Origin of the sequence: Kitasatospora sp. NPDC088861 (assembly GCF_044750105.1) — a bacterium.
Taxonomy (GTDB): domain Bacteria; phylum Actinomycetota; class Actinomycetes; order Streptomycetales; family Streptomycetaceae; genus Kitasatospora.
This window is the reverse complement of record NZ_JBIVJF010000013.1, coordinates 176,096-200,176: the sequence shown is the minus strand read 5'-3', so window position 1 is coordinate 200,176 and position 24,081 is coordinate 176,096. Positions and strand designations below refer to the sequence as shown.

Genomic DNA, 24,081 nt, shown 5'->3' with positions numbered 1-24,081 from the left:
AGCCGTCCATGACCATCTTGTTCGAGTCCGGCGTCCCCCAGCAGGAACCTGCGGACCACCGGGCCTTCACGGGCGAACTGTTCGGGCGAGCACGTGAGACGGCCGAGCTGCTGCGGCTGCTCGCCGACCCCGCCGTACCCGGCGTGCTGCTGCACGGCCTACCGGGCAGCGGCAAGACCCGGCTGGCGTTCGCGGTCGCCGAGCAGTACCGGGCGGCGGGCGGGGCGGCGGGAACTCCGGGACCAGCCGAGCTGCTGATGGCTGATCAGGTCGAGCCGGACGACTACCCGGCGCTGCTGGCCCGCTGTGCGCCGCGTGGGGCGAAGCTGCTCGCCACCGGTCGGCTGTCACCCGCCGGCGCCGGCGTGGCGTACCGGGTGGACCCACTGGCCGTTCCGGTGGACTGGTCACCGACCGACCTGGATGCCTTCTGCCGTACCCCCGCGGTAAAGGCCTTCACGGCTGCCCGGCGGGCCTGGAGCCCGGGCTTCACGGTGACCTCCCGGAACCAGCAGACCGTGGGCCGGATCTGCGTGGAACTCCGGGGCCTGCCAGGGGCGTTGGTGCTCGCGGCCCGGGTGGCGGCGCTGGAGGGCGTCGGCACCGTGCTGGCCGCACTCGGCGGGGCGGAGGGAGGCCGCCTGGTGGCCGCCTATGCCGAGCCGCCTGGCCCGCCGGCGGACCGGGCGCCGGGACGGTCGCCGGACCGGTTGCCGGGACGGGAGGTAAAACGGGAGGCAGGGCGACCACCAGGACGGTGCGGCGCGCTCGGCGCCGACGCGGCGCGGCTGATGTCCTGCACACCCCTGTTCGCAGGCGGGTTCGGGCCCGAGGCGCTCCGGGCGGTGTCCGGGATCGCGCCGAGCGCCTTCCCGGCGGCGCTGGAGGCCCTGCTCGATCGGCAGTCGCTGACGCTGGAGGACCGGCCGTCCGGCCGATTGGACGGTGCGGCCGAGACGCGACTGTACGTGCCGTTCGGCGACCTGCCCGAGATCCGGCCTGCCGGCGGCCCGCTCGTCGTCCTCACGCTCCGCCATGCGCGCTACTACGCCCGGCTCGCCGCCGGGGCCGCCCGGCGGCTGGCCGCCGGCGACCAGACGACATCCCTGCTCGCCCTGCGCGTCGAGGAGGCCAACCTCCGGCTGGCGGTCGACACGCTGACCCGGCACGGGTTCACTGTCGAAGCCCTCGACCTGATGGAGCAGTTGCTCGCCCACGCCCGAGTCGTCGGCCTCGGCCCGGACTGGGCCGACCGGGCCGCCGTGCCGCTCGGCGCCACCAGCCCCACCGATCCTGCCGATCCCACTGGCATCACCGGCGGGCGAGCGCGGGTCCGGCTCGCGCTGATCCGCGCCGAGGCCCGACTGCTCGACGGCGACCACGAGTTGGCGAGTGCCCTGCTGGACGAAGCCGAGGCGGCCTCATCCGCGCCCGAGCGATCCCGGACCACGCCCGACGAACCCTCCACGGCGGCCCGACTCCTGCGACTGCGGGGCCTGACCGGATGCGACCGGGACCCCGACCGAGCCCTCGCCGCCCTCACCGGGGCAGCAGCGCTCCTCCGTGCGGCCGACGACGAACCGGCGGCCCTGCGCGTCGAGTTGGAGGCCGCCCTGGTCGAGCTTCGGGTCGGCCGGACCGGGCCCGGCGCCGCACTGGCGGGCCGGGTGCTGACCGCGGCCCGGCGCCGTGGGGACGTGCTGCTGGTCGGCACGGCCCTGCTGCACCTGGGCCTGATCGCCGCCGCCGGCGGCGATCCTTCCGCGTCCCGCGCCCACTACGTCGAGGGGCTGGCCCACCTGCGCCCGCTCGGCGCGGTCGCCACGCTCGGCGTGCTGGTCGGCCTGGTCGCGAGTCCGCTGCGCCCCGCACCGGCGCGGGCGACCGACGCCGCCCGGCTGCTGGGCAGCTTCCATCCGGGGCGAGCCGGCATTCCCGGCGACCCCGCAGATCCCGACCTGGCCACCGCGCGGCTGCTGCCCGGCATCCGCCGCCGGCTCGCCGAGGACGAGTTCGCCCACGCGCTGGCAACCGGCGCGGCCACCGCGCTCCTGGACCTGCTCTGCTCCTTCTCCCTCGCCCTCCCCCTCGCCGAGCCGGACTCCGCCGAGGCGCCGCCGGGGCGGCAACTGACCAGCCGCCAACTGGAGGTATCGCTCCTGGTGGCCGACGGACTGAGCAACCATCAGATCGCGCGCCGCCTGGGCATCTCGGAGTGGACGGTGGTCAACCACCTCCGCGAGACGATGCGGCGGTTGCAGTGCTCCTCGCGGGTCGGCGTCGCCGGCTGGGTGCACCGCTCCGGCCGCCGGCCGGGCCCCGCCCGCAGCGTGCCGCGGGGCCCGGACGACGTGACGCTCGACGAGTCCGTCAGCCGATGATGGTGATCGTGACGAGCGAGAGGACGACGAGCGAGACGGTCGGGGTGACCTCCAGCTCCGCCGGGACGCCGGCGACGCCGGTGCTGGCGAGCTCCGCGATCGCGGCGTTCGGCGTGGTGTAGGCGGCGTAGCCGCCCATCAGGTCAGCAGTACTCATGTCGAACTCCCTTGAGATGGAAGGGAAATCATGTCTGCGAGCGGATCACAGCTGGGTGGCGATGGAGACCACCACCAGGGAGATCGCCTCGGTCCACGGGGTGACCGTGAGGACCGGGGTGAACTCCAACTCGGCCGTGATGCCGGTGCTGGCGAGCTCCTCGATCGCCGCGTTCGGGGTGGTGTAGGCGGCGTAGCCGCCCATCAGGTCAGCAGAGCTCATGGTCATCCTCTCGACTCGTCGGATTCGGGCCCGGATCGGGCCCGGATTCGGCTTCGGATTTCGGTCGAGGAGCGGGTTCCTCGACCGCCCCCAGCAGATCAGGCGTTCGATGCCAGTGCCCAGTAGCAGGAAAGTGGGGCATCCTGCCCCCTTGCCCGCTCGGGCATGACAGGATCCTGCCTGTGGTGACCGCCGGCCGGGATCCCTAGCGTGGCCGCCATGGCAGCGACAGTCTCGACTCCACCGGCAACGCCGGCAGCCGACCGGGCCGGCCCCGGCCGCACCCCGGGCCTCTTCGAGTACGCGCCCGAAGTGCCGGTGGCACTGGCCGCGTTGGGCTTCGCCCCGCTGGACCCGGACAGCCTGGTGAGCCATCTCGGCCGCAACGACTCGTGGGCGGGACGCACCACGGACGGCACCGGCGTCTTCATCAAACGGCTCGACGGCCAGGCCCCCGACGGAACCGACCGCTACGACCGCTCCTGCGCCTTCGAGTCGGCCCGGACCGGGGCCGGCGCACTCTCCTGGGAGTCGCCGGCGCTGCTCGGCGGCGATCGGAAGCGGTTGGTGCTGGTCTTCGACCTGCTGGTGGATGCCGTCACCGGGAACACCCTCGCCGACGAGGACGGCTTCGACACCGGACTCGCCCGGCGGGCCGGCCGGGCGCTCGCCGAGCTGCACGGCTTCCCGACGGCCGACGTCCGGCCCAAGCCCCGCCCCGGCACGCGCACCGGCCACCGGCTGGCCGCGCTGACCGTGGCCGAGTACACCGCGAGCAGCGGCGCCGAACTGGCCCTCTGGGGCCTGCTCCAGCAGGACCGCCGACTGCACGGCGCCCTGCGCGCGTTGGACGCCCGCTCGGCCGCCGCCGACCACCTCCCGGTCCACGGCGACCTGCGGCTGGACCAGTTCCTGCTCTGCGACGGCACGCTCCAGCTGACCGACTGGGAGGAGTTCCAGCTCGCCGACCCGGCGATCGACCTCGGCGGCTTCGTCGGGCAGTGGCTGTACCGCGCGGCGAGTCGGATGTTCACCGGCGTCGACACCGACGAGGTCGATGCGGAGGTCGACGCCACCGATCCCGACCCCGACCCCGACCTCACTGACGCTGACGCCGACGGCGGCCGACCCGCCGACGCCCACGGCACCCTCATGCGCAGCGGAGAGCGCGAACTGGCCGCCGTCCTCCCGGTGATCGGCGCCTTCTGGCAGGGCTACCGGCAGCACGCCGACCGGCTCGATCCCGAACTCGCCGAGCGGGTGGTCGGGTACGCCGGCTGGCACCTCTTCGACCGCACCATGGCCACCGCGAGCGTCCGGCCCACCCTGAGCGCGGTTCAGCGCGGCATCGCCGGTGTGGGACGCGGGGCACTGCTCGCCCCGGACCGGTTCATCGAGGCGATCGGGCTGGTGGCGTCATGACGTACGTGTCCGAGCAGCTCGCGGCCGCACTCACCGGCATCGATCTCACCGAGTACCCGCAGGCCGTCACGGTGGACGGCCACCGCATCAGCGCCGACTCGCCGCGCGGCCTGCGGATCGCCCTGGGCACGGCGCTCTACGAGCAGTGGCACGCCGGCCTCGACCGGTCGCGCCTCGACCGATCCAGCACCGCCACTCGACTGCCCCGCCGTGACGTGGAGTTCGAGCGGCAGCTGATCTCGGCGACACCGCACGCGGACACGCTCGCCCCCGCCCGCCTGCGCGCCGCCGTCCCGACCGGGGCCGAGGCCGCAGCCGGAGCCGGGGCCGGAGCTGAGTCCGGGACCGGAACCGGGGGCGCCGCCACGGAGTTCACGGTCGAGCTGGGCGGCGTGACGGTCCGCGTCCCGGCCGCCGCCGTCCGGAGCGACGACCCGCGACCGGCGGACACGTCCGTGACCGTCGAGCTGCCTGCCGTCCGTCCCGCGCTGTCGCCCGGCTTCCTGCTGGTGGACGGGCCGCACGGCGGGCCGCACGAGGGCGAGTCGCTGCGGCGGCTCTACCTGCACGTCGAGGACCCCACCGCCGCGCCCGCGCTCTGGGCGGCGCTGCTCCGGGAGCTGGCCGCCCGCTCGCTGCGATACCGGGCCAAGGTGCTGTCCCGGCCCTGGTCGTACCCGCGTCGCGACGCGGTCGTGCTCTACCTCCCCCGCTCCCACGCCGACGAGTTGACGGCCTTGGCGGCGGCGCTGCGCGGCCTGCCCGGCCTCGGCACGCAGACCTCGGTCTTCGCCCGCCCCCTGGGGCCGGGCATCGCCACCGCCGACGAGCCCGGCGACACCAGGGCCGGGTGGCGCGGCCGGAGCTTCGGCCAGCACCGGGCGGCGGCGGTGGCCGAAGGAGTACTGCGACACGCGGCCGCCCCGGACGACCCGGCCGGATCAGGCGGACCGTCGCTCGCCGCCTCCGTCGCCCGATCGCTGCGCGACGCGGCCACCGACCCCGCCGACCCCTCGCGGAACGGCTGAGCGGCATGCGGATCTCCGTCCTCTTCCCGCACGCCCTCCGCGACCGGGCCGACCTCACCGCGCTGACGGCGCTGGCCTCGCTGGTGGGCGCCGGCGCGGCCGACCGGCTCTGGCTCGGGCAGTCCCTGGCGGTGGAGAGCCACCAGGCGCTGGCCTGGCTGGCCGGTACGGGGCAGCGGATCCCGGTCGGGCTCTCGGTCACGCTGACTGCTCTGCGGCACCCCTTCGAGGCGGCCGCCCAGGCCCAGTCCCTGGCCGTGCTCACCGGACACCGGCCGGTGATCGGCTACGGCGCGGGCGAACCCTCGCTCGTCGGTCGCCTGTTGGGCGCCCCCTACGCCCGGCCGGCCGAGGCCGTGGCGGACTACGTCGGCGCCGTCCGCGCGCTGCTGGACGGCCGGTCGGCCGGGCCTCCCGCACCGGGCCCCGGTTCCGCCGCGCCCGGGCTCCGGCTCCCGCACGGGGAGCCCCCGCCGGCGGTCGAGCTGGGCGCGGGCGTCCTGCGACCCGCCATGGCCCGCGCGGCCGGGCGGGTCGCGGACGTCGCGATCACCTGGATGACCCCGCCCCGGTACGTGGCCGAGGTCCTCGTCCCCGCCCTGGCCGAAGGCGCAGCGACGACGGGCCGGGTGGCGGCCCCGCCGAGAGTGGTGACCGTGGTGCACGCCGCCGTCGCCCGGCCGGGCCGCCACCCGATGGTGCTGGCCCAGCACGGGGCCGGCCGGCACCTGGGCGCGCCGCACTACGCCGACATGCTCCGCCGCGCGGGCCTGCACCTGGACACCCGCGACCCGGTGGCCGGAGCCCGCGAACTCGTCGAGTCCGGTGTCTTCCTCTACGGCACACCGGACCAGCTGGCGACCGAGCTCGCCGCCTACGGGACGGCCGGAGTCGACGAGGTGGTACTGAACCCCGCGGGCGTGGTGCTGGCCCACGGGTGGGACGCCGCGCTGGCGGACCTCACCGAACTCCTCACCTGTTCTTGAGGACGTCGGCGAGGCGTGCCGTCGTGGCGCAGCACGAGGGCGTGGGGGGCGCAGCGGACACGGTTCCGTCCGCCTTCCAGGTCGAATCCGGCCCGAACGCTCGCCATCGAAGTGCCGCGGGGCGCAGGCTGCTTCCGTGACCGCGTCGGCCCGGGCGCGGCGCGAGCGGAAGGACGAACATGACGAGCAAGCGCGGCCGTATCGCCGCTCTGCTGGGTGCCGCCGCGGTGGCCGCCGGGACCACCCTGGCCACCCCCGCAGTCGGCTTCGCCGCCACGGCCGGACCGGCCCGCGCCGGCGGGATCACCGGCCAGGCGCCCTGCCCGGACGCACCGGAGTTCACCTGCGGGACCCTCACCGTCCCGTTCGACCACAGCGGCGCCACCCCCGGCACCCTCGACCTCCAGGTGGCTATCACCGGCAACACCAAGGCCCCCAAGGGCGACCTGCTCTTCCTCACCGGCGGCCCCGGCCAGCCCGGCGTCCCGGCGATCAAGCGGATCGCGGGCAAGCTGGAACCCGTCCTCAAGGACTACCGCCTGGTGATGTACGACCAGCGCGGCACCGGCCGGGGCGCGCTCCAGTGCCCGGGCCTCCAGGAGGACATGGGCTCCTCCGACCTCGCCGCGCCGCGCAAGCAGTCGATCACCGACTGCGCCGCCGCCCTCGGCCCCGACGCCCGCCACTACAGCACCGCGGACACCGTCGCCGACATCGACCTGCTGCGCCGCGCGCTCGGCGACCGGCGCCTCACCCTGGACGGCGTCTCGTACGGCACCATCGTCGCCGAGCGGTACGCGCTCGCCCACCCGGCGCGCGTGGCCCGGCTGGTGCTCGACTCGGTGGCGCCGCAACAGGGTTTCGACCCCCTCGACCTGGCCGCGCTGCCCGCGAGTGCCCGGGTCCTGCGGGCCGCCTGCCGGTCCACCGGCTGCACCACCGACCCGGCCGCCGACCTCGCGGCCACGGTTCGGCGGTACGGCAACGGGGCGCAGGTCCTGAGTGCGCTCACCGGCTACGAGTTCATCGACCCGGACTACGGCGGTGTCCCGGAGATCCTGCACGAGGCCGCCGCAGGGCAGCCCGCGAAGCTCCAGGACTTCTTCGACTTGGTCCACCAGCAGGTCGATGCCGCCCCGGCCGAGGAGCTCAGCCAGGGGCTGCACTCCGCCGCCCTGTGCGCCGACTCGCGCTTCCCGTGGGGCACCACCGACACACCCGTCGCGGGCCGCGCGGCGGCGCTGGAGCGCACCCGGCAGCGGTTGACGGCCGAGCAGACCTGGCCGTACGACCCGACGACCGCGACCGGGCTCGGCAGCCTCCTGGTCTGCCTCGACTGGCCGCGCGAGCGGGTGCCGCCGGCGCCGTCGGAGCACCGCAGGCTGCCGGACGTGCCGGTGCTGCTGCTCGGCGGCGACCGGGACCTGGCCACGCCGTACGAAGTGCTGTACCAGCAGGCGAAGTTGGCGCACGACCCGCAGATCGTGATCGTGCCCGGGGCGGCGCACTCGGTGCAGAACCGGGCGGCGAACCCGGCCGGACGGCAGGCGGTGTACGACTTCCTGCTGAAGTAGCGGCCGTCGGCGGGCCGTTCCGCGCGGGGGACGGAACGGCCCGCCGCCTCGGCCCGTCCGGCCTGCTGCGCCGGCCCGTCCGCCTCCTCCGCTGGGATGCCCGGCCCTCCTCCGCTGGGATGCCTCATCCCCTTCCCCGTCCTCCTCTGAGGGGATGTCAACTACTGCGCCCGCGAACTAGCGTTGCCGGCATGACCAGAATCCGTCGTGCTGCCCTGGCCGCCGTGCTCACGCTCGTCCTGCCGCTGCCGATCATCGGGGCGGGTACGGCGTTCGCCGCAGCCGGGCCCTCCGTCGCAGCCCCCTCCGCGGCCTCGGACAGGTACGGCGTCCACCTGGAGCTGCCCCGCCCGACGGGCCCGCACGCGATCGGACGCAGCACCCTGCGCCTCGTCGACCAGCACCGCCGGGATCCCTGGGTGCCGGCCGCAGGTGCCCGGGAACTGATGGTGTCGACGTACTACCCGGCCCGGCCCGGGACCGGCGGACCGGCCCCCTACATGACCACCGAGGAGGCCCGTCTGCTGCTGCAGCAGACGGCTCCGGGCGGCGCCGTCCCGGCCGAGACACTCGGCGGCACCCGCACCTACGCGCACGCCGACGCCCGGCCGGAGCGCGGCAGGTTCCCCCTGCTGGTGCTCTCGCCCGGCCTCACGCTGCCGCGCGCCACCCTCACCGGCCTCGCCGAGGACCTGGCCAGTCGCGGGTACGTCGTCGCGCTGGTCGACCACACCTACGAGTCCACCGGTGTGACCTTCCCCGACGGACGGACCCGCACCTGCGTCGTCTGCGACCAGACGCCCACCCTCGACGGCCTGGAGGCGATAGCCCGGAGCCGGGCCGAGGATCTCTCCTTCGTCGTCGATCAGTTGACCGACCGTCATTCGCCGTGGCGGTACGCCGGCATGATCGACCCGCAACGGATCGGCATGGCCGGGCACTCCATCGGCGGTGACGCCGCCGCCGCGACCATGGCCGGTGACGACCGGGTACGAGCCGGGGTGAACATGGACGGCACCTTCTTCGCGCCGGTTCCCGCCACCGGCCTCCAGGGCCGCCCCTTCCTCATGTTCGGCACCCTGGCCAACCACAGCCCGGGCGGCGCGGACACCAGCTGGGACCGCGACTGGGCGCGCCTGGACGGCTGGAAGCGGTGGCTGACCATCGCCGGCTCCGACCACTCCAGCTTCACCGACCTGCCCGTCCTCGCCGCACAGCTGGGCGTGACCGACCCCGCCGTGCCGATCCCGGCACAGCGCGCGGAGGAGATCACCCGCGCCTACGTCGGGGCCTTCTTCGACCTGCACCTGCGCGGCATCCCGCAGCCGCTGCTCGACGGCCCGTCACCGGCCGACCCGGAGGTCGCCTTCCAGCACCCCTGATCCCGCCGTCGACCCCGCGCGGGGTCCCGGTAGGGGGCGGCTCAGGCGGACGGTGCGGTGGGTGGTGCGGGCCGACCGGCCCGCACCACCCCCGCCGGGCAGCGTTCGTCCGGCCTGTCGCCGGGCCAGCCGGCAGGGCTGTTCAGGGCCTGCGGTCGTGGAAGGTGCGGCGCAGGTCGCCCACCCAGGCGTCGGGGTTCTCCCAGGGGATGAAGTGGCCGCCGCGGTCGTGGGCGTTGACGTTGACGTGGTTGAACCAGCCGGCCTGCGGGCCGGTCTTGAACGCCCGGACGCGTTCGTCGGCGGTGTGGATACCGGGTGGGTTCTCGTACGTGACGAGAGTGAGGCCGACCGGGGCCTGGACGACCGGGGTGCGGTCGTGGGCGGGGGTCCAGGGGTAGCGGTTGGCATTGGCGTAGTAACGCATCGACGTGGCGATGGAGTTGTTCACCCAGTAGATCGTGGCGTGGGTGAGCAGGTCGTCCTTGGTGAAGACGGATTCGACGTCTCCGCCGTTGTCGCTCCAGGCGTTCCAGCGCTCCAGCAGCCAGGCGAGCAGCCCGGCGGGGGAGTCGCTCAGCCCGTGGGCCAGGGTGGCGCCGTCGAGCGTGTGCACGGCGAGGTGGGACGCCGAGCGGTGGTCCAGCTCGATGGTGCGGGCGCGGACGTCGGCGGGCTGGTCGTCGGTGAGGGGCCGGTTCCGGGCGAAGTCCCAGGCGCGGGGGCCGGTGAAGAAGTCGAGTGGCAGCCCGGAGCCGATGTGGATGCCGTACAGCTCGTCGGCGTACTTGTGGCCGAGCTGGCTGGAGACGATCCCGCCGATGTCGCAGCCCCCGGCGGCGTACTTCTCGTATCCCAGGGTCTCGGTCATCAGGGTGTGCCAGAGGTCGGAGACCTTCCAGAAGTTGACGTCGGGAAAGCCGGTGAGCGGGCCGGGGAAGCCGAAGCCGGGCAGGGACGGCACGATGACGTCGAACGCGTCGGCGGGGTCGCCGCCGTACGCGGCCGGGTCGGCGAGCGGGCCGATCACCTTCGACCAGTGCCAGAACGTCCACGGCCAGCCGTGGGTGAGGATCAACGGGATCGGGCGGGGGCCGCGGCCGGGCTTGCGCATGAAGTGCACCGGGACACCGCCGACGCTCACCCGGTAGTGCTCGTGGGCGTTGACGGCGGCCTCGGCCTTGCGCCAGTCGTAGCCGTCCCGCCAGTAGGCGACCAGCTCACGGAGGTAGCTGTCCGGGACGCCGTAGGACCAGTCCTCGTTCCCCTCGTCCAGCGGGGCACGGGTCAGTGTGAGACGGGTGCGCAGGTCGTCGAGGACCTCGTCGGGCACGTGGATCGGGGCGGGTTCCAGGGGGAAGGCGTGCGGGGCGGTCATGGCGTGGTTCCTTTCCGGGGAGGAGGAAATGGTGCCGTCGGCGTGTCGGTCGGTCGGGTGGCGGGCCGGGCCGTCCTGAGGAGTGCGGGCAGCGACGCGGCGAGTGCCTGCCGCTGGTGTGCGGGTCGAACCGGCCGGCCAGGTCGGCCAGATGGCCGATGTACTCCTTATCTAGATCTAGCGGAGAGCGCCCTCATGGTCTTCGACGTGACCGCCCCCCCGAGGACTGCGACTGCTGCTCGGTGGCTAGGGAAGGGGGCTAGGGAAGGGGACCGTTGAGGTTGAGTCGGTGGAGGGCCAGGGCGAGGTGGAGGCGTGTGCGTCCTTGCGGGGTGTCGGGGGCGAAGCCGAGGGCGGCGGTCAGCTTGGGCAGGCGCGCCTGGAATGTGGAGTGGTGCAGATGCAACGCGGCGGCTGCCTGGCGCAGGCTGTCGTGGGCTTCGAGGGCGGCCAGGGTTTCCAGCGCGCCGGTGCCGGCTCTTTCCGCCGCACGCAGCGCGCGCACATCCTCGATCAACGCGTTGTGCGGGGAGACATGCTCGGCCACGAGGGCCAGGCCGCCCAGCGCGTCGTAGTTGAGGTGGCGCGGACCGTGGGTCTCGGCTGTCAGCCGCAGCGCCGTCAGCGCTCCGTGCCATGATCGCGGCAGCCCACCGGCTTCCACGGCGGGGCCCAGCCCGGCTCTTGGCCCGTGCTCGGTCCCGATGCCGGGTCCAAGGCTCGCGGTGGGCTCGGTCGTGGTGTCGACGACGATGGCGGCGGTCACGCGTCCGAGGCGAGTGCTCCACCGGTTGATCGTTGGATCATCCGGGTTTCCCAGCAGGGCCGCGACCCTGAATCTCGCTGCGGGAAGGGCGAGTCTGCGCACGCCCTGCGCGCGGGCTGCGGGTGTGGCCTCCGGTGAGAGCAGCACTTCCACGCTGGCCGGGTCGTGTGTGGCGGCCCGGCCGCGGGTTCGGTCCAGGACGATGCCCGCCCCGGCCGCGAGGCGTTCGAGAACGATGGCGTCGGTGGGCAGCGACATGCCGGTGCGTTCGAGCCAGACCCGGCCTGCGGTCGTACCGCGTAGTGCGGTGCCGGGCCAGGAGGGAACGTCCGCGGCCGGTTCCAGCCGGTGGCCGTCGGGATGGATGCGCACCAGGACGTGACGGTCGGGATCGGCCAGCCCCGCCGTGCAGCCCGAGAGGATGGCCCCGGCCCTGACGAAGGCATCGAGGCCGGCCCGCTGCTCGACGAGGGTGTCGAAGTAGGCGATGGCGCGCACCGCGTCCCCGGCGGCGGGATCCAGTGCCGAGAGCCGTTGGAGCAGTTCTTCCACCACTGGACCATATCCGCCACATGGCGGATGACGTGAGCCATCCGGCGGTGGATCGGGCGGCGACCGGCCAGGACACTGGGGCGGCGAACCACTGAAGGAAGGACCCGAGCATGTACTCCCGACCACCGTTCGACCCCGAGTTGGCCGCAATCCTGGCCACCTATCCGCAAGAGGTGCGGGAACTCGGCTGGCTCGGGCCGGCCGATATCCCCGCTTACCGGGAAATGAACGCGACGGTGCCCGGCGGGGCCGACGCGGCCGCGCTGCGCCGGGACGGGGCCGTCGAGATCGAGGAACGCACGGTGCCCGGCCCCGCCGGGGCACCGGAGATCTCGCTGCTCATCATGCGTCCTACCCGCGGCGCGGGCTCACGCCCGTGCGTCTACCACACCCACGGTGGCGGCATGATCTCCGGCAACAAGTGGGAGCTCTCCCACGTGCTCGCCGAGTGGGTGGACGTCCTCGGCATCGTCGGAATCTCGGTGGAGTACCGGCTGGCTCCCGAGCATCCCCATCCCGCACCCGTCGAGGACTGCTATGCCGGGCTGGCGTGGGTCGCGGCCAACGCCGACGAGTTGTCCATCGACCCCGAACGGCTGATCATCTGGGGCACGAGCGCGGGCGGTGGGCTCGCAGCGGCGACGGCGCTGCTGGCTCGGGACCGCGGCGGCCCGGCCCTGGCCCACCAGATGCTGCAGGCGCCGATGCTCGACGACCGCTGTCAGACAGCGTCCAGCCAGGAACTCGACCGCGAGGGATTCTGGGACAGCCGGGCCAACCTGACGGCATGGACCTGCCTGCTCGGGCAGGCCAGGGGCGGGCCCGAGGTCTCGCCCTACGCGGCTCCGGCCCGCGCGGCAGACCTGAGCGGGCTGCCCGCCACCTACATCGACACCGGCCAGGTCGACACCTTCCGGGACGAGACCATCGACTACGCCGCGCGGCTGTCCCGGTCCGGAGTTCCGGTCGAATTGCACGTGTGGCCGGGAGCCTGGCACGCCTTCGCCACCGCCGCGCCGCAGGCGGCCGTCTCGCAACTCGCCATCGCGGCCAGGACCGCCTATCTCCAGCGCGTCCTGGACTACTGATCCGAAAACGACAGCGGGCTGACTCGTCAACAGGCGTGGCGGGGCACCGGTGCGGCGGCCGTATCGACGCCGCCATGCGGGGGAGTCGGGCAGATCCCGTCAGCAGCCGCTTGCTCCAGACGGAGCACGGGCGGTGACCCCGGTATCCGCGTGCGCCGGGTGTGCAGTGTCGGAGACGGAATCCAGCTCCGGCAACGTCAGCACCGCACCGACCGGTACGGCGGAGCCGTTGAACTTCTCCTTGACGTCCCAGCAGGGTGAAGTGGCGCGACCGCTGTTGAGCCACCTGGTCGCGCCGGGGCCACCCGGCCGGCCCCGGGGTGTCCTGCGATCAGGCGGTTGTGGCTAGGTTCTTCTCGAACGCGGCGAGGTAGTTGCGCAGGTGGTGGTCCTTGATGCCGTCGGTCTCGGGGGCGAACATGTCCTGGCGGTAGCCCTTCGCCCGGTCCTTCAACCCGGCGATGAGCGGCATGGCCTCGTGGAGCCCTCCGTCGGCGTCGAAGTAGCGAAGTGCGCTGACGTGGGTGAAGGCCGGCTCGGGCGGGAGCTGGGGGACGATGTCGTTGTTGTTGACGAAGCGGTAGCAGCGGTCCCGGAAAGCCGTGTTGTGGGCGGCGGCGAGAAGGCGTTCACAGGTGCGGGGCTGGCCGAAGGTGTAGACGCCGTCGGGGAGTTGGCGAGGCTCCTCGAAGTACCAGCAGGCGCCGGCCAGCATGGCGAGGGCGCCGCCGAGGCTGTGGCCGGTGAACCAGACGCTCTGCCCGTTGGTGCGCAGTCCCTGGATGGTGTCGCGGATCTCGGGGTAGACGGACCGCAGGGCCTGGTGGAAGCCGTAGTGGACGAAGCCCTTGTTCGCCGGTCCGGGAACGGGCGGGGTGCTGACGTCGGTGAGCCAGTCGTAGATCTTCAGGACCTCGGTGCCCCGGAAACCGGTGACGATCATGCGGTCGCTGGCCATCGTGTAGGCCTGGGTGTCCTCGATCAGGAACGGCATCTGGTGCGTCGACTCGAAGTGCCGCACCTCGTCGAAGCCCCAGGCGTGGGCCTTGTCCTCGATGCCGGCCCGGTCCAGCACGGCCAGTCCGGCGGCCTGCGCCATCCAGTAGGCGTGGGGGAGGGAATAGCGGGTCGTCGAGTGGTCCAGAGCGGGGATGGCCATCGGTGTCCTCCGGGAAGCGGGCCAGCGGGTCGCCCAGCAACCTAGCGCCGCATGCGAACGGAGGGGAGCCGGAAGCGCGGAAGGCCACCCGGACGGGCGCAACCGCGGCGGGACCCGGATCCGGGCGGGCGGTGAGGGAACCGCCGCAGGACACGGGCGCCCGGCCATGGTCGAGGTTGAGGACCACGGTGAGGACTACCGCGCTCTCGCCGAGCCGATGGTGTCGAGTTCGGCGACCGCGTCGGCGGGCAGCACCAGGTCGGCCGCGGCGGTGTTCTCGCGCAGGTGGGCGATGGAGGAGGTGCCGGGGATCAGGACGGTGGTGGCCGAGCGCTGCAACAGCCAGGCCAGTGCGACCTGTTGCGGGGAGGCGTCGAGGCGGGCGGCGACATCGTTGAGCACCTGGGACTGGAGCGGGCTGAAGCCGCCCAAGGGGAAGAACGAGGCGAAGGCGATGTTCTGGTCCGCGCAGCGGTCCACGAGTGTGTCGTCCTGCCGGTTGGCCAGGTTGTAGAGGTTCTGCACGGTGACGACCGGGGCGATGGCCTGCGCCTCGGTGAGCTGGGCGTCGGAGACGCCGCTGATGCCCAGGTGGCGGATCAGCCCCTGACGGCGCAGGTCGGCCAAGGCGCCGAACCGCTCGGCGATGGGCGCGTCGGAGATGTTTTCCACCGAGTCCAGGCGCAGGTTGACGACGTCCAGGGCCTCCAGGCCGAGGTGCCGGAGGTTGTCGTGGACCTGGGCCTTGAGGTCCGCGGGTTCCTGCGAGGGGATCCAGTCGCCGGTCTCGTTGCGGCGGGCGCCGACCTTGGTGACGATGTGCAGTCCGGCCGGGTAGGGGTGCAGGGCTTCCTTGATGAGTGCGTTGACGACGAACGGCCCGTAGTAGTCGCTGGTGTCGATGTGGGTGATGCCCAGCTCGACGGCTTCGCGCAGGACCGCCAAGGCCTGGTCGCGGTCCTTGGGGGGACCGAGGACGCCGGGGCCGGCCAACTGCATGGCGCCGTAGCCCATCCGGCTGAGGGTGAGGTCGGGGGCCAGGGTGAGGGTGCCGCCGGGAGCGCTGCTGGTCATGTCGTGCCTTTCGCCGGTTTCGCTGAGGCCGGGGGCGACGAATCGGATGCTCGTGGACAGCCCGGCGTGATTCCTAACTCTGGGGGAGCGGGGGTGGGCGGGGCGGCACCCCGGTGTTCCTGGGCGTGGCAGGGACACCCGCCCGTGGCGTGATGCGGGCCGGCACCAAGCCGTGGGCCTTTCCCCCGTGCGTGGTGGTGAGTGCCGATCGCCACGGGCGCAAGCCGCGGGACCTCGACATGCGGGCCCTGGCACGCCGCCATAGCGTGAGCGTGGTGGTGGCGGCGAGACGCCAGGCACACCCGTCCGGGCCGGCGGGCCTGCCCGGCTTCCCCCCTTCCCTCCCCTTCCTCCGGCTCCCGATGAGGAGAGTTCCATGCCCGGCCATACGCTCAAGGACAAGGTCGTCGTCATCGCAGGCGCATCGAAGAACCTCGGCAGCCTCATCGCCAAGGAGTGCGCCCGGGACGGTGCCAGGATCGTTGTGCACTACAACAGCGATTCCTCCCGCGACAAAGCCGAGCAGACGGCGGCCGACGTGAAGAAGCTCGGCGGCGACGCCATCGTCCATCAGGGCGACCTGAGCGGGGTCGCCGAGGTGGAGACGCTGTTCGACACCGCGGTGCGTGCCTTCGGCAAGGTCGATTGCATGGTCAACACGGCCGGCATGGTCATCAAGAAGCCCATGACGGAGACCACGGAGGAAGAGTTCGACAGGATGTTCGCCGTCAACACCAAGGCGGCGTACTTCATGATGCGCGAGGCGGCCAAGCGTCTGGAGGACGGCGGGAAGATCGTCACGATCGTGACCTCGCTGCTGGCCGCCTACACCGGCCTGTACTCCGTCTACGCCGGTAGCAAGTCCCCCGTCGAGCACTTCACCCGCGCCCTGTCCAAGGAACTGTTCGGCCGCAACATCTCCGTCAACAACGTCGCCCCCGGCCCGATGGACACCTCGTTCTTCTACCCGGCCGAGACCGACGACTCCGTCGCCTACCACAAGTCGTCCTCCATGAACGGGGAGCTCACCAGGATCGAGGACATCGCCCCGCTCGTGAAGTTCCTGCTCACCGACGGCTGGTGGATCAACGGGCAGACCGTGTTCGCCAACGGCGGCTACACCACCCGCTGATCCGACGGCCCGCACCGGTTCGGTCACCGGCGCGGGCACGGGTACCGGCAGCCAGGGCTCCGGTCCAGGTCTGGGCCCTTGCCGACTGCCCCCGAGTGGAAGCGGCCACGCCCTTCCGGGCGTGGCCTGCATCGTTTCGTCCGGGGCCCGGGCCTGCCCTGCGGCTCAGCCTGCGGCTCAGCGCAGGCCGGTGAACAGGTCCTTCTCGGGCAGCGCCGCGCCGGTGGTGTCGAGGACCCGGACGAACGTCTCCACGCCCATCAGCTCGGTGAACCGCTCCCGGCCCATCTTCAGGAAGAAGATGTTCTCGCCCTGGCTGGCGTGCGCGAGCAGCGCGTCGTACTTCTGCCCGCCGAAGGCGGTGGCGTCCACCCAGGTGGTGATCTCCTCGTCGGGCAGCCCGATCGGGGGCAGCTCCACGGCCTCCCCGGTGGGCTCCGGGTTGTCCCCGTCGCCCCCGTCGTTCCCGTCGGCGCCGAACTCGCGCATGAGCTCGCCGAAGCGCTGCATCATCGAGTGCGGCGCCGTGGTCCAGTACACCTTGGGCGTCAGGGCGGCCTGGGTGAGGGCGGCCATGGTGATGCGGTTGGCCTGGATGTGGTCGGGGTGGCCGTAGAAGCCGTTCTCGTCGTAGGTCACGACGACGTCGGGCCGGTAGTGGAGCATCAGGTCGGCGAGCCGGGCAGCGCCGTCGGCGACGGGGGTGCTCCAGAACGATCCCGGGGCGTCGTTGGCGGGCCAGCCCATCATCCCGGAGTCGCCGTAGCCGAGCAGTTCGAGGTGGTCGACCCCGAGGACCCGGCAGCTGGCTTCGAGTTCCTGGCGGCGCAGTTCGGCGACGGCGGCGGGGTCGTGGCCCTCCTCGCCCGGCTTGGCGCCGCCGGGGCCGTCGCCGCAGGCGCCGTCCGTACAGGTGACGAGGACGGTGCGGATGCCCTCGGCGGCGTAGCGGGCGAGGACGCCGCCGGTCGAGGTGGCCTCGTCGTCGGGGTGGGCGTGCACTGCCATCAGCGTCAGGGGCCGGTCGGCCATGGGTGTCGTCCTCCGGTCGGTCGGGTGTGGTCCGCCTCCCAGTCTGCGCCAGCGCCTCGGGCGGCTCGGGCCCGGGGGTGGTCGAGGCCGCCGGGCAGGTCGGCGGGGCGGTGCCGCCGGGCGGTGCGCTCGGCCTCCCGGCCGCCTCGCGGGGCTTCCGGGGTGTGGCCGGCGAGGTCAGCCGGTGGTGCAGTTGCCGGGTCGGCAGTCCTTCCAGGGGCCCCAGGCGCCGCCCGGGGCCTGCTCGGAGATCTGGGCGAACCACGAGGAGGCGTTCCACATGTGCGCGACCACCGTCAACGTCCCGTCGGCCGACTCGGTGATGGAGGAGGGGGTGGCGACCCCGGACGGCAGCGGACCGGATCCCAGGGCGGTCCAGGAGCCCCAGACACCGGGGGCGCTCTGCTCGTTGACGTACAACTGCGGGCTGCTTGAGCCCTGGTAGACCTCGAAGAAGGCCAGCGTGCCGTCCGCCCGCTGGAAGGCCACCGGCGCCCCGAAGAACCTCGGCACGCCCGCCCCGGCGGGGCCGAAGGGCTCGGGTGCCGACCACGGCCCGTCTGGGCCGGCCTGGTGCATCCGGACCAGGACCGACGACTGGTACCCGATGGTGAACACCTCCAGGGCGCCGTCGGCGTCCGCGGCGGCGGTGAGCACCTGGTTCTGGAAGTTGAGGTTCATGCCGTTGACCTGGCTCCAGGCGTCGAACGGGCCGCCGGGGGCGGACTGCGTCTGGTACCAGATGGTCTGTCCGGTGGCGTAGTCGGTCGAGAAGACCGCGAACCGTGCCTGGGTGCCGTCGGGACGGGTGACCGTGGTGGACTGCCCCTCGGTGCCCGGGGGCGTGGTGGTGTCCCGGGGCCGGTCCGCCGTCGACGACGCGGTCGCCGGTGCCTGTACCGGGGCCGGTGCCTGGGTCCGTGCCTGGGCCTGGGCGGATGGTGCGAGGAGGCCGACTGCGCCGATGAGTGCGGCGCAGACGGTCGCCGCCGCCGTGCGTCGCCGTGCGCTCCTGGGCATGGTTGGTCCCTGCCTTCCGATCGGTCTGCGGAGCCCGGCGCCGGGCAGTGGAGCGGGCCGTCGGCCATCCTGCCCACCAGGGCGACCGGTACGGGCGCCTACACCCGGAAATGGCCGGAACACGCGGGCGGGCCGCCGGGCCTGCGCGAGGCGGCCCGCGGCTCCTGGCGGCTCCTGGCGACGGCGCGTTGCGGCGCCGACCGGTCCGAACGACTGAACGGCTGAACGGCCGTCAGGAGACCGGGACCGGGTCCCGCCAGATGTCCAGCGGAACGGCGCGGACCGCGCGTCCGTCCGCGTCGAGGATCCGGCCCATCCGCTTCACGGTGCGCAGCGACACGCGGCGCTCGGCCACCCGCAGGTCGGGGAACCTGCGGGCGAGAGCGGTTTCCAGCCGCTGGACGTCGGCGAGGGAGCGCTGCCAGACGGAGAGCAGGAGGTTGTGAGGGCCGGTGACGGACACGCACAGCCGGACCTCGGGGAGTCTGGCGAGCTGGGGTCCGACCTCGTCGAGCCGGTCCGGGGGGAGGTTGGCCCGGAAGGTCGCCAGGACCGGCCGGCCGGCGTCGCGGGCGGCGATCTCGCAGCGGAAGCGGATCGCGTCGGAGGCGGCCAGCCGGTCGAGGCGCCGGCGCAGCGTGGACGGGCTGAGCCCGGTGGCGGCGGCCAGCTCGGCTTGGCCGAGGCGGCCGTCGACGCCCAGTCTGATGAGCAACTCCCGGTCTTCTTGCCGGACTTCAGCTCGTGCGCCGGACGGCGTCCCGTAGCCCGCCGGGTGATCGTCGTGCAGTTCCACGCGCTGGGCGGGGTCCAGCGAGTCCAGTCGCCAGCGGATCCCCTCGGCGTAGAAGCCGGTCGCCAGGTGGACGCGGACGGCGTTGACCCCGGGGAGTGGGCCGAGCCGTTCGGCGGTGTACCGGGAGACCATCGCCAGGTCGGTGAAGGCCACGGTGACGACGAGGTCGCAGCCCTGGGCGAGGTGCTCGATGCTCATCACGTGCGGGTCCTCGGCCAGTTCGTCGGCGATCTGCCGGAGCCGGTCGGGAGCGCAGTCGAGGTCGAGGTAAGCGACGCACCCGCGGTCCTCGGGGTGCGGCAGGCCGTAGGCGGTCACCCAGGCGATCCCGGCCTGCGAGAGCCGGTGCCAGCGGCGGGCGGCGGTGACCGGGCTGATCCCGAGCGTCTGGCCGAGCAGGGACCAGGGTGCGCGGGGCCGCAGTTGCAGCGCGTTCACCAGGGCGAGGTCCAGCTCGTCCACCGTCACCTCGGCGCCGGTCACCTCGGCGCCGGTCACGGCCGGCTGCCGGTGGATTCGTTCATCGAAGGGCCTCCTGGTGGCGTGATCCTGCGAAATCGCGGGAAAATCCCGCCGAGAGATCCAGAATCACGGAACAAGATCGCTCTGCACAAGTTCCCGCCACGCGCGGGATCGACGGAGGTGCCCGTGTCCCTGCACGACGACGCTCTCGCTCTGGCCCCGGACCTGGTCCGGCTGCGCCACGACCTGCACCGGTTCCCGGAGCTGGGACTGACCCTGCCGCGCACCCAGGAGCGGGTGCTGCGGGCCCTGGACGGACTGCCGCTGGAGGTGAGCCAGGGCTCCGCGCTGAGCTCGGTCACCGCGGTGCTGCGCGGCGGCCGACCGGGGCCGGCGGTGCTGCTGCGCGGCGACATGGACGGCCTGCCGGTCGCCGAGAAGGCCCCGCTGCCGTTCGCCGCCGACAACGGGGCCATGCACGCCTGCGGACACGATCTGCACACCACCATGCTCGCGGGTGCCGCACACCTGCTGGCCGCACGGCGGGAACAGCTCCACGGCGACGTGGTCTTCATGTTCCAGCCGGGCGAGGAGGGGTGGGACGGAGCCGGAGCCATGCTGGCCGAGGGCGTCCTCGACGCGGCAGGCAGGCGCCCGGTCGCCGCCTACGCCCTGCACGTGTCGTCGGCCATGCGGCACGGGGAGTTCGGCTCCCGGCGCGGGCCGATCATGGCCGCTTCCACTGCGCTGAACGTCACCGTCCACGGTGCGGGCGGCCACGGCTCGGTACCGCACCGGGCCAAGGACCCCATCCCGGCGGCCTGCGAGATGGTCACCGCCCTGCAGACCATGGTGACCCGCCGCTTCGACGTGTTCGATCCGGTGGTGGTCACCGTCGGGCTGATCCAGGCCGGTACCCAGCGCAACATCATCCCCGAGACCGCCTACTTCGAGGCGACCGTGCGCACCTTCTCCGCCGAGGCGCAGTCCAAGGCCGCCGACACCACGGTGGAGCTGGTCAGGGCCATCGCGGCCGCCCACGGCCTGCGGGCCGAGGTCGAGTACCTTCCCCAGTACCCGGTGACCGTGACCGACGGGGCCGAGACCGACTTCCTGGCGGACACCGTCCGGGAGGTCTTCGGCGAGGAGCGCTTCCAGTCGATGCCGAACCCGATGACCGGGTCGGAGGACTTCTCCCGGGTCCTGGACGCCGTGCCGGGATCGTTCGTGTGGCTCGGCGCCGCCCCGAAGGGGACCGACCCCGACGACCTGCCGGTCAACCACTCGCCCTACGCGGAGTTCGACGACGCGGTGCTCCCCGACGGGGCCGCGCTCTACGCCGAACTCGCCACCCGCCGTCTCGCGGCCTGAGCCCGGTTGAACCCGTAACACGTAACCCGTACACCGAGGAAGGAACGACCAATCACATGACCGAACCGCGCGAGGTGGTCGAGCAGCAGCTCGCCGCCTACAACAGCCACGACATCGACGCCTTCGTCGCCACCTATGCCGAGGACATCACGATCCACCGGGCCGACGGCACCCGACTTCAGGGCCGGCAGGCTCTGCGCGACAGGTACGCCGGACAGTTCGCCAAGGGCCGCTGCCGGGCGGAGATCGTGGGGCGGCTCAGCGAAGGCGACTGGGTGGTCGACCACGAAGTCGCCCACGGCCTGGCCGACGAGCCGGTCCGCGTCCTGGTGGCCTACCGGGTGCGCGAAGGCCTCATCGACCGCGTCGACTTCCTGGGCTGAACAGCGCAACAGCGCAGGCCCGTACGGTGGTCGCCGTCGTACGGCCGGTCCGCGCCCCGTCGGTGAACGGCCGTCAGAGGCCGGGGACGGCGTCCTTCGCGACGGTGTGCCAGTTGGTGACGATCGGCTTGTCGACCGGCGTGTCGCCGACGAGGATGCTGGCCGGGTTGGGGTCGGCGTTGCCGATGCCCACGATGACGTCGGTGAACTGGACCGCCTGGTTGTCCTTGGTGGTCTTCGTCATGATGCCCGCGTACGCGACCTTGGCGCCGCTCAGGGTGATCGGTTCGCCGGCGGCCTGTTCGGCGTTGGCGGCCTCGATGCCGCGCGAGCCGAACGCGATGGTGGGGTGGGTGCCGGGGAGCGTGCAGGTGATGCCCGGCTTGGCCTTGGCCGTGATCAGGAGGTAGCCGCCGGCCTGGGATTCGGCCTTCGCGCCGAGGACCAGGTCGTTGGCGCCGCAGGCCTGGCCGTAGCCGGTCTTGTCGGCGGCGGGGGAGGAGGCCGCGTCGGGCGACTTCGGCGTGGAGGACGACTTCGGCGTCGAGGGCGACGTGGGCGCGGCGGCGGCTTTCGTCGGCGAGGCCCCGGTGGATGCGGTTGCGGCCCTGGTGGGCGCGGCGGCGGTGGCCGCGGGGCTGGCGGCGGTGGAGCCCGTGTCGCTGTTGTCCGGCCCGCAGGCCGTCGCGGTGGCGGCGAGCGCCGCGACGGCGGCGGCGGTGAGGGCGAGGCGGCGCGTGCGCATGAGGTCTCCCGATGTCGTTCGACCGGTGAGGTTCACCGGGTGTGATCACCGTAGGCGGGGGTCGTTCACAGGCAGGTGCGGGAAGTATCCCGATCCTGTCCCAGAAACCGATGGGCCCTGTCCGCCGGACAGTTGACGGCTCACCCGCGCAGGGCGCCCACGCCATGCCCTCGCCCCGGCGGGTGCCCTCACCCCCGGCGGGCCGAACCGCGTCCCCGACACCGTGGTCGTCCGGTAGCCGCACCGCCCGGGCAGGCAGGGCCCGCCTGCCCGGGAGGCAGTCTCAGACGCCGTCCTTGTGGCCGTTCGCGACGAGCAGCCGCTCCATGCTCTTGTGGGCGGGGGCGGCCTCGGTGTTGCCGTCGTCGTGGAACATCCTGAGGTACTGGACGAGGGCGCTCACGCACTTGTCCCGCCCGTCGTACTCCGCGTTGTCGACGAGTCGGCAGTCCTTCGAGATCTCCCTCATCTGCCCGCCGGGAGCGGTGTACACGGGGTGCCAGATCAGCTTCACGTCCGGGTTCAGCCGCTGGACCAGCCGTAGTTCCGGGACCTCCAGCCTGATGAGGATGCTCTCCGGAGCGTAGGCCCGTACGAAGATGTGCACGGGGCCGGTCGCGCGGGACACGAAGGCCTTGGACAGGACGCTCCACATCGGCCCCGTCAGCTTCCAGTCCGGGTGCAGCTCCAGGACGTTGAGCACACTGCCGATCCGGGTCCGCCCCAGGGGCGTGTGGCCCTTCCGGTACGCGTAGTCACTGGTCTCGATGCCGCCCGCCCACAGGGCCATGGTGGGCGTCTCGATCTCCAGGTGCTCGGCCACGAGCTTGACGAACTCCTGGTACCAGGAGTTCGACGCCCGGAGCTCGCGCTGCTCCTGGCGGTCGCTCGTCTTCGCCATGGCCTCGTCGTTCAGCGTGCCCTGCGAGTCGACCCCGCCGAGCAGCAGTTGCCAGGCGGCGTCGGCCTGGGGTTGGGGGATGCCCGCGGCCTTCGTCAGCTCCTGGTACGGCCCCCACTCGGGGTGCTCGGTGGGCCTCGTGGCGTAGTGCTCGTCCAGGCCGCCCTTCTGGCGCTGCACCTGGCGTGTCACCGCCGCGTTCCCCACCCGCCGCTGAAGCGCGGCCAGGCCCGTGAGGCGCGCCCCGCGCTCGGCGGCGGCCGGCGCCGCCGTCTGCCGCTCCGCGGTTCTCCGTGTCTCGCGCACGCCCTCCCCGTCCTTCCAGCCGCCCCCGCCCGCCGAGTCTAGGGGCGGCGGGAGCGATTGGACGAGGGACGAAAGGGCAGAACCGGGGCCACGGTCAGCCCCTCCGTGGTGCCGGCCCGGCAGCCGCCCACTCCCGAAGCGACCCGCCCGACGATCCCGCAGTCCACCGTCCCGTCCCGACCACGCCGGGCCGCGTCGCAACCCGGCCGGGGCGGAGGCCGGCGCCGATAATCGGTGGGCACACCCGGGCGCCTGCGCAAGGCGCGGTCCCCCATGTGGGGGCGTTCCAGAGGAGGTTGGTTCATGAGCAGGACGAAGAGGACCGGGACGAAGGCGTGGGGCGGCCGGGCCGCCGTGATCGGTGCGCTGGGTCTGGCCTCGGTGGCCCTGGCCGCCGGGCCCGCGTTCGCCAAGGGCGAGGTGGAGGTCGTGGCTCCGCACACGGCGCGGGTCGGCACGACCTTCACGGTCACGGGGCACGGGGACGACGACGGTGCCGCCTACGTGCAGGTGTGCCTGGAGGGCCGCGGCAGCGGGTCGACGTGGGAGCGGATGACCTGCGGCGCCGTGGTCGAGACGGGCACCGAAGCGGAGGTCGCCGCGCAGGTCAAGGCAGCACACGGCGGCGTCCTGGAATACCGCGCGGTGCTGTTCGGCCTGACCGGCCTGGACGACCGCCACCCCGTTCGCGAGAGGACCTCGGATCCGGTGACGGTGGAGGTCCGCTAAGACCGGCGGCGCGGACCAGCCGCCGATGGGGCCGC

At 73.1% G+C, this 24,081-nt stretch carries 22 protein-coding genes; 11 read left to right on the top strand and 11 right to left on the bottom strand.

What is annotated here, in order from left to right; genetic code table 11:
• Window positions 1–8 precede the first annotated feature (8 nt).
• A complete protein-coding gene (locus ACIP37_RS22725; RefSeq protein WP_400809413.1) occupies window positions 9–2,381 on the top strand; it encodes a LuxR C-terminal-related transcriptional regulator in 2,373 nt (790 codons plus the stop codon).
• Here the strand turns inward: ACIP37_RS22725 and ACIP37_RS22720 are convergent.
• Both ACIP37_RS22720 and ACIP37_RS22715 read right to left on the bottom strand, forming a co-directional pair.
• A complete protein-coding gene (locus tag ACIP37_RS22720) occupies window positions 2,371–2,538 on the bottom strand; it encodes a hypothetical protein (protein WP_350876060.1) in 168 nt (55 codons plus the stop codon). The genes ACIP37_RS22725 and ACIP37_RS22720 overlap by 11 nt on opposite strands.
• A gap of 45 nt (window positions 2,539–2,583) precedes the next feature.
• The gene (locus tag ACIP37_RS22715) at window positions 2,584–2,760 is read right to left on the bottom strand and encodes a hypothetical protein (RefSeq protein ID WP_350876063.1); all 177 of its coding nucleotides are present in this window, start codon (window positions 2,758–2,760) and stop codon (window positions 2,584–2,586) included.
• A gap of 219 nt (window positions 2,761–2,979) precedes the next feature.
• Between ACIP37_RS22715 and lxmK the strand changes: the two genes are divergently transcribed.
• The 5 genes from lxmK to ACIP37_RS22690 all read left to right on the top strand — a co-directional run bounded on the left by lxmK (window position 2,980) and on the right by ACIP37_RS22690 (window position 9,152).
• On the top strand, window positions 2,980–4,182 hold the full coding sequence (gene lxmK, locus ACIP37_RS22710; protein WP_400809411.1) for a class V lanthionine synthetase subunit LxmK: 1,203 nt from the start codon (window positions 2,980–2,982) through the stop codon (window positions 4,180–4,182).
• Window positions 4,179–5,210, top strand: coding sequence for a T3SS effector HopA1 family protein (locus ACIP37_RS22705; RefSeq protein ID WP_400809408.1), 1,032 nt, complete (start codon window positions 4,179–4,181; stop codon window positions 5,208–5,210). Before lxmK ends, ACIP37_RS22705 begins: the two co-directional genes overlap by 4 nt.
• 5 nt (window positions 5,211–5,215) lie before the next feature.
• Entirely contained in the window at window positions 5,216–6,196 is a 981-nt protein-coding gene (locus ACIP37_RS22700; protein ID WP_400809406.1) for an LLM class flavin-dependent oxidoreductase, read from the top strand.
• Between the two features lie 179 nt (window positions 6,197–6,375).
• Complete coding sequence (locus tag ACIP37_RS22695; protein ID WP_400809403.1) at window positions 6,376–7,770, top strand: alpha/beta hydrolase; 1,395 nt, start codon at window positions 6,376–6,378, stop codon at window positions 7,768–7,770.
• A gap of 191 nt (window positions 7,771–7,961) precedes the next feature.
• Complete coding sequence (locus ACIP37_RS22690) at window positions 7,962–9,152, top strand: alpha/beta hydrolase family protein (RefSeq protein WP_400809401.1); 1,191 nt, start codon at window positions 7,962–7,964, stop codon at window positions 9,150–9,152.
• A gap of 142 nt (window positions 9,153–9,294) precedes the next feature.
• On the opposite strand, the gene ACIP37_RS22685 is transcribed toward ACIP37_RS22690, so the two are convergent.
• Window positions 9,295–10,530, bottom strand: coding sequence for an epoxide hydrolase family protein (locus ACIP37_RS22685; RefSeq protein ID WP_400809399.1), 1,236 nt, complete (start codon window positions 10,528–10,530; stop codon window positions 9,295–9,297).
• 259 nt (window positions 10,531–10,789) lie between these two features.
• Complete coding sequence (locus ACIP37_RS22680; RefSeq protein WP_400844374.1) at window positions 10,790–11,848, bottom strand: helix-turn-helix domain-containing protein; 1,059 nt, start codon at window positions 11,846–11,848, stop codon at window positions 10,790–10,792.
• Between the two features lie 110 nt (window positions 11,849–11,958).
• Between ACIP37_RS22680 and ACIP37_RS22675 the strand changes: the two genes are divergently transcribed.
• Window positions 11,959–12,936: an alpha/beta hydrolase gene (locus tag ACIP37_RS22675; protein ID WP_363581039.1), complete on the top strand. Its 978-nt coding sequence runs from the start codon at window positions 11,959–11,961 to the stop codon at window positions 12,934–12,936.
• 331 nt (window positions 12,937–13,267) lie between these two features.
• Here ACIP37_RS22675 and ACIP37_RS22670 read toward each other — a convergent pair whose 3' ends face one another.
• Entirely contained in the window at window positions 13,268–14,095 is an 828-nt protein-coding gene (locus tag ACIP37_RS22670; protein ID WP_363622179.1) for a lipase family protein, read from the bottom strand.
• Window positions 14,096–14,290: 195 nt separating this feature from the next.
• Window positions 14,291–15,169 (bottom strand): oxidoreductase, encoded by an 879-nt coding sequence (locus ACIP37_RS22665; protein WP_363630850.1) that lies wholly within the window; start codon window positions 15,167–15,169, stop codon window positions 14,291–14,293.
• A gap of 376 nt (window positions 15,170–15,545) precedes the next feature.
• On the opposite strand from ACIP37_RS22665, the gene ACIP37_RS22660 reads away from it, so the two are divergent.
• Complete coding sequence (locus tag ACIP37_RS22660) at window positions 15,546–16,301, top strand: SDR family oxidoreductase (RefSeq protein ID WP_363581045.1); 756 nt, start codon at window positions 15,546–15,548, stop codon at window positions 16,299–16,301.
• 177 nt (window positions 16,302–16,478) lie between these two features.
• On the opposite strand, the gene ACIP37_RS22655 is transcribed toward ACIP37_RS22660, so the two are convergent.
• The 3 genes from ACIP37_RS22655 to ACIP37_RS22645 form a co-directional block, all read right to left on the bottom strand.
• Entirely contained in the window at window positions 16,479–17,333 is an 855-nt protein-coding gene (locus ACIP37_RS22655; RefSeq protein ID WP_363581047.1) for a PIG-L family deacetylase, read from the bottom strand.
• 177 nt (window positions 17,334–17,510) lie between these two features.
• Window positions 17,511–18,353: a hypothetical protein gene (locus tag ACIP37_RS22650; protein ID WP_400844371.1), complete on the bottom strand. Its 843-nt coding sequence runs from the start codon at window positions 18,351–18,353 to the stop codon at window positions 17,511–17,513.
• Between the two features lie 232 nt (window positions 18,354–18,585).
• Complete coding sequence (locus tag ACIP37_RS22645; RefSeq protein ID WP_400809392.1) at window positions 18,586–19,647, bottom strand: Lrp/AsnC family transcriptional regulator; 1,062 nt, start codon at window positions 19,645–19,647, stop codon at window positions 18,586–18,588.
• Between the two features lie 150 nt (window positions 19,648–19,797).
• Here ACIP37_RS22645 and ACIP37_RS22640 point away from each other — a divergent pair, with 150 nt between their 5' ends.
• Complete coding sequence (locus ACIP37_RS22640) at window positions 19,798–20,982, top strand: M20 family metallopeptidase (RefSeq protein WP_363581053.1); 1,185 nt, start codon at window positions 19,798–19,800, stop codon at window positions 20,980–20,982.
• A gap of 56 nt (window positions 20,983–21,038) precedes the next feature.
• Window positions 21,039–21,365 carry a nuclear transport factor 2 family protein gene (locus tag ACIP37_RS22635; RefSeq protein WP_363581055.1) on the top strand — a complete coding sequence of 109 codons (327 nt, stop codon included), beginning with the start codon at window positions 21,039–21,041 and terminating at the stop codon, window positions 21,363–21,365.
• A gap of 73 nt (window positions 21,366–21,438) precedes the next feature.
• Here ACIP37_RS22635 and ACIP37_RS22630 read toward each other — a convergent pair whose 3' ends face one another.
• Complete coding sequence (locus tag ACIP37_RS22630) at window positions 21,439–22,110, bottom strand: hypothetical protein (RefSeq protein WP_400809389.1); 672 nt, start codon at window positions 22,108–22,110, stop codon at window positions 21,439–21,441.
• A gap of 283 nt (window positions 22,111–22,393) precedes the next feature.
• The gene (locus tag ACIP37_RS22625) at window positions 22,394–23,317 is read right to left on the bottom strand and encodes a hypothetical protein (protein WP_400844368.1); all 924 of its coding nucleotides are present in this window, start codon (window positions 23,315–23,317) and stop codon (window positions 22,394–22,396) included.
• A gap of 303 nt (window positions 23,318–23,620) precedes the next feature.
• Between ACIP37_RS22625 and ACIP37_RS22620 the strand changes: the two genes are divergently transcribed.
• The gene (locus ACIP37_RS22620; RefSeq protein ID WP_363581061.1) at window positions 23,621–24,046 is read left to right on the top strand and encodes a hypothetical protein; all 426 of its coding nucleotides are present in this window, start codon (window positions 23,621–23,623) and stop codon (window positions 24,044–24,046) included.
• Window positions 24,047–24,081 lie beyond the last annotated feature (35 nt).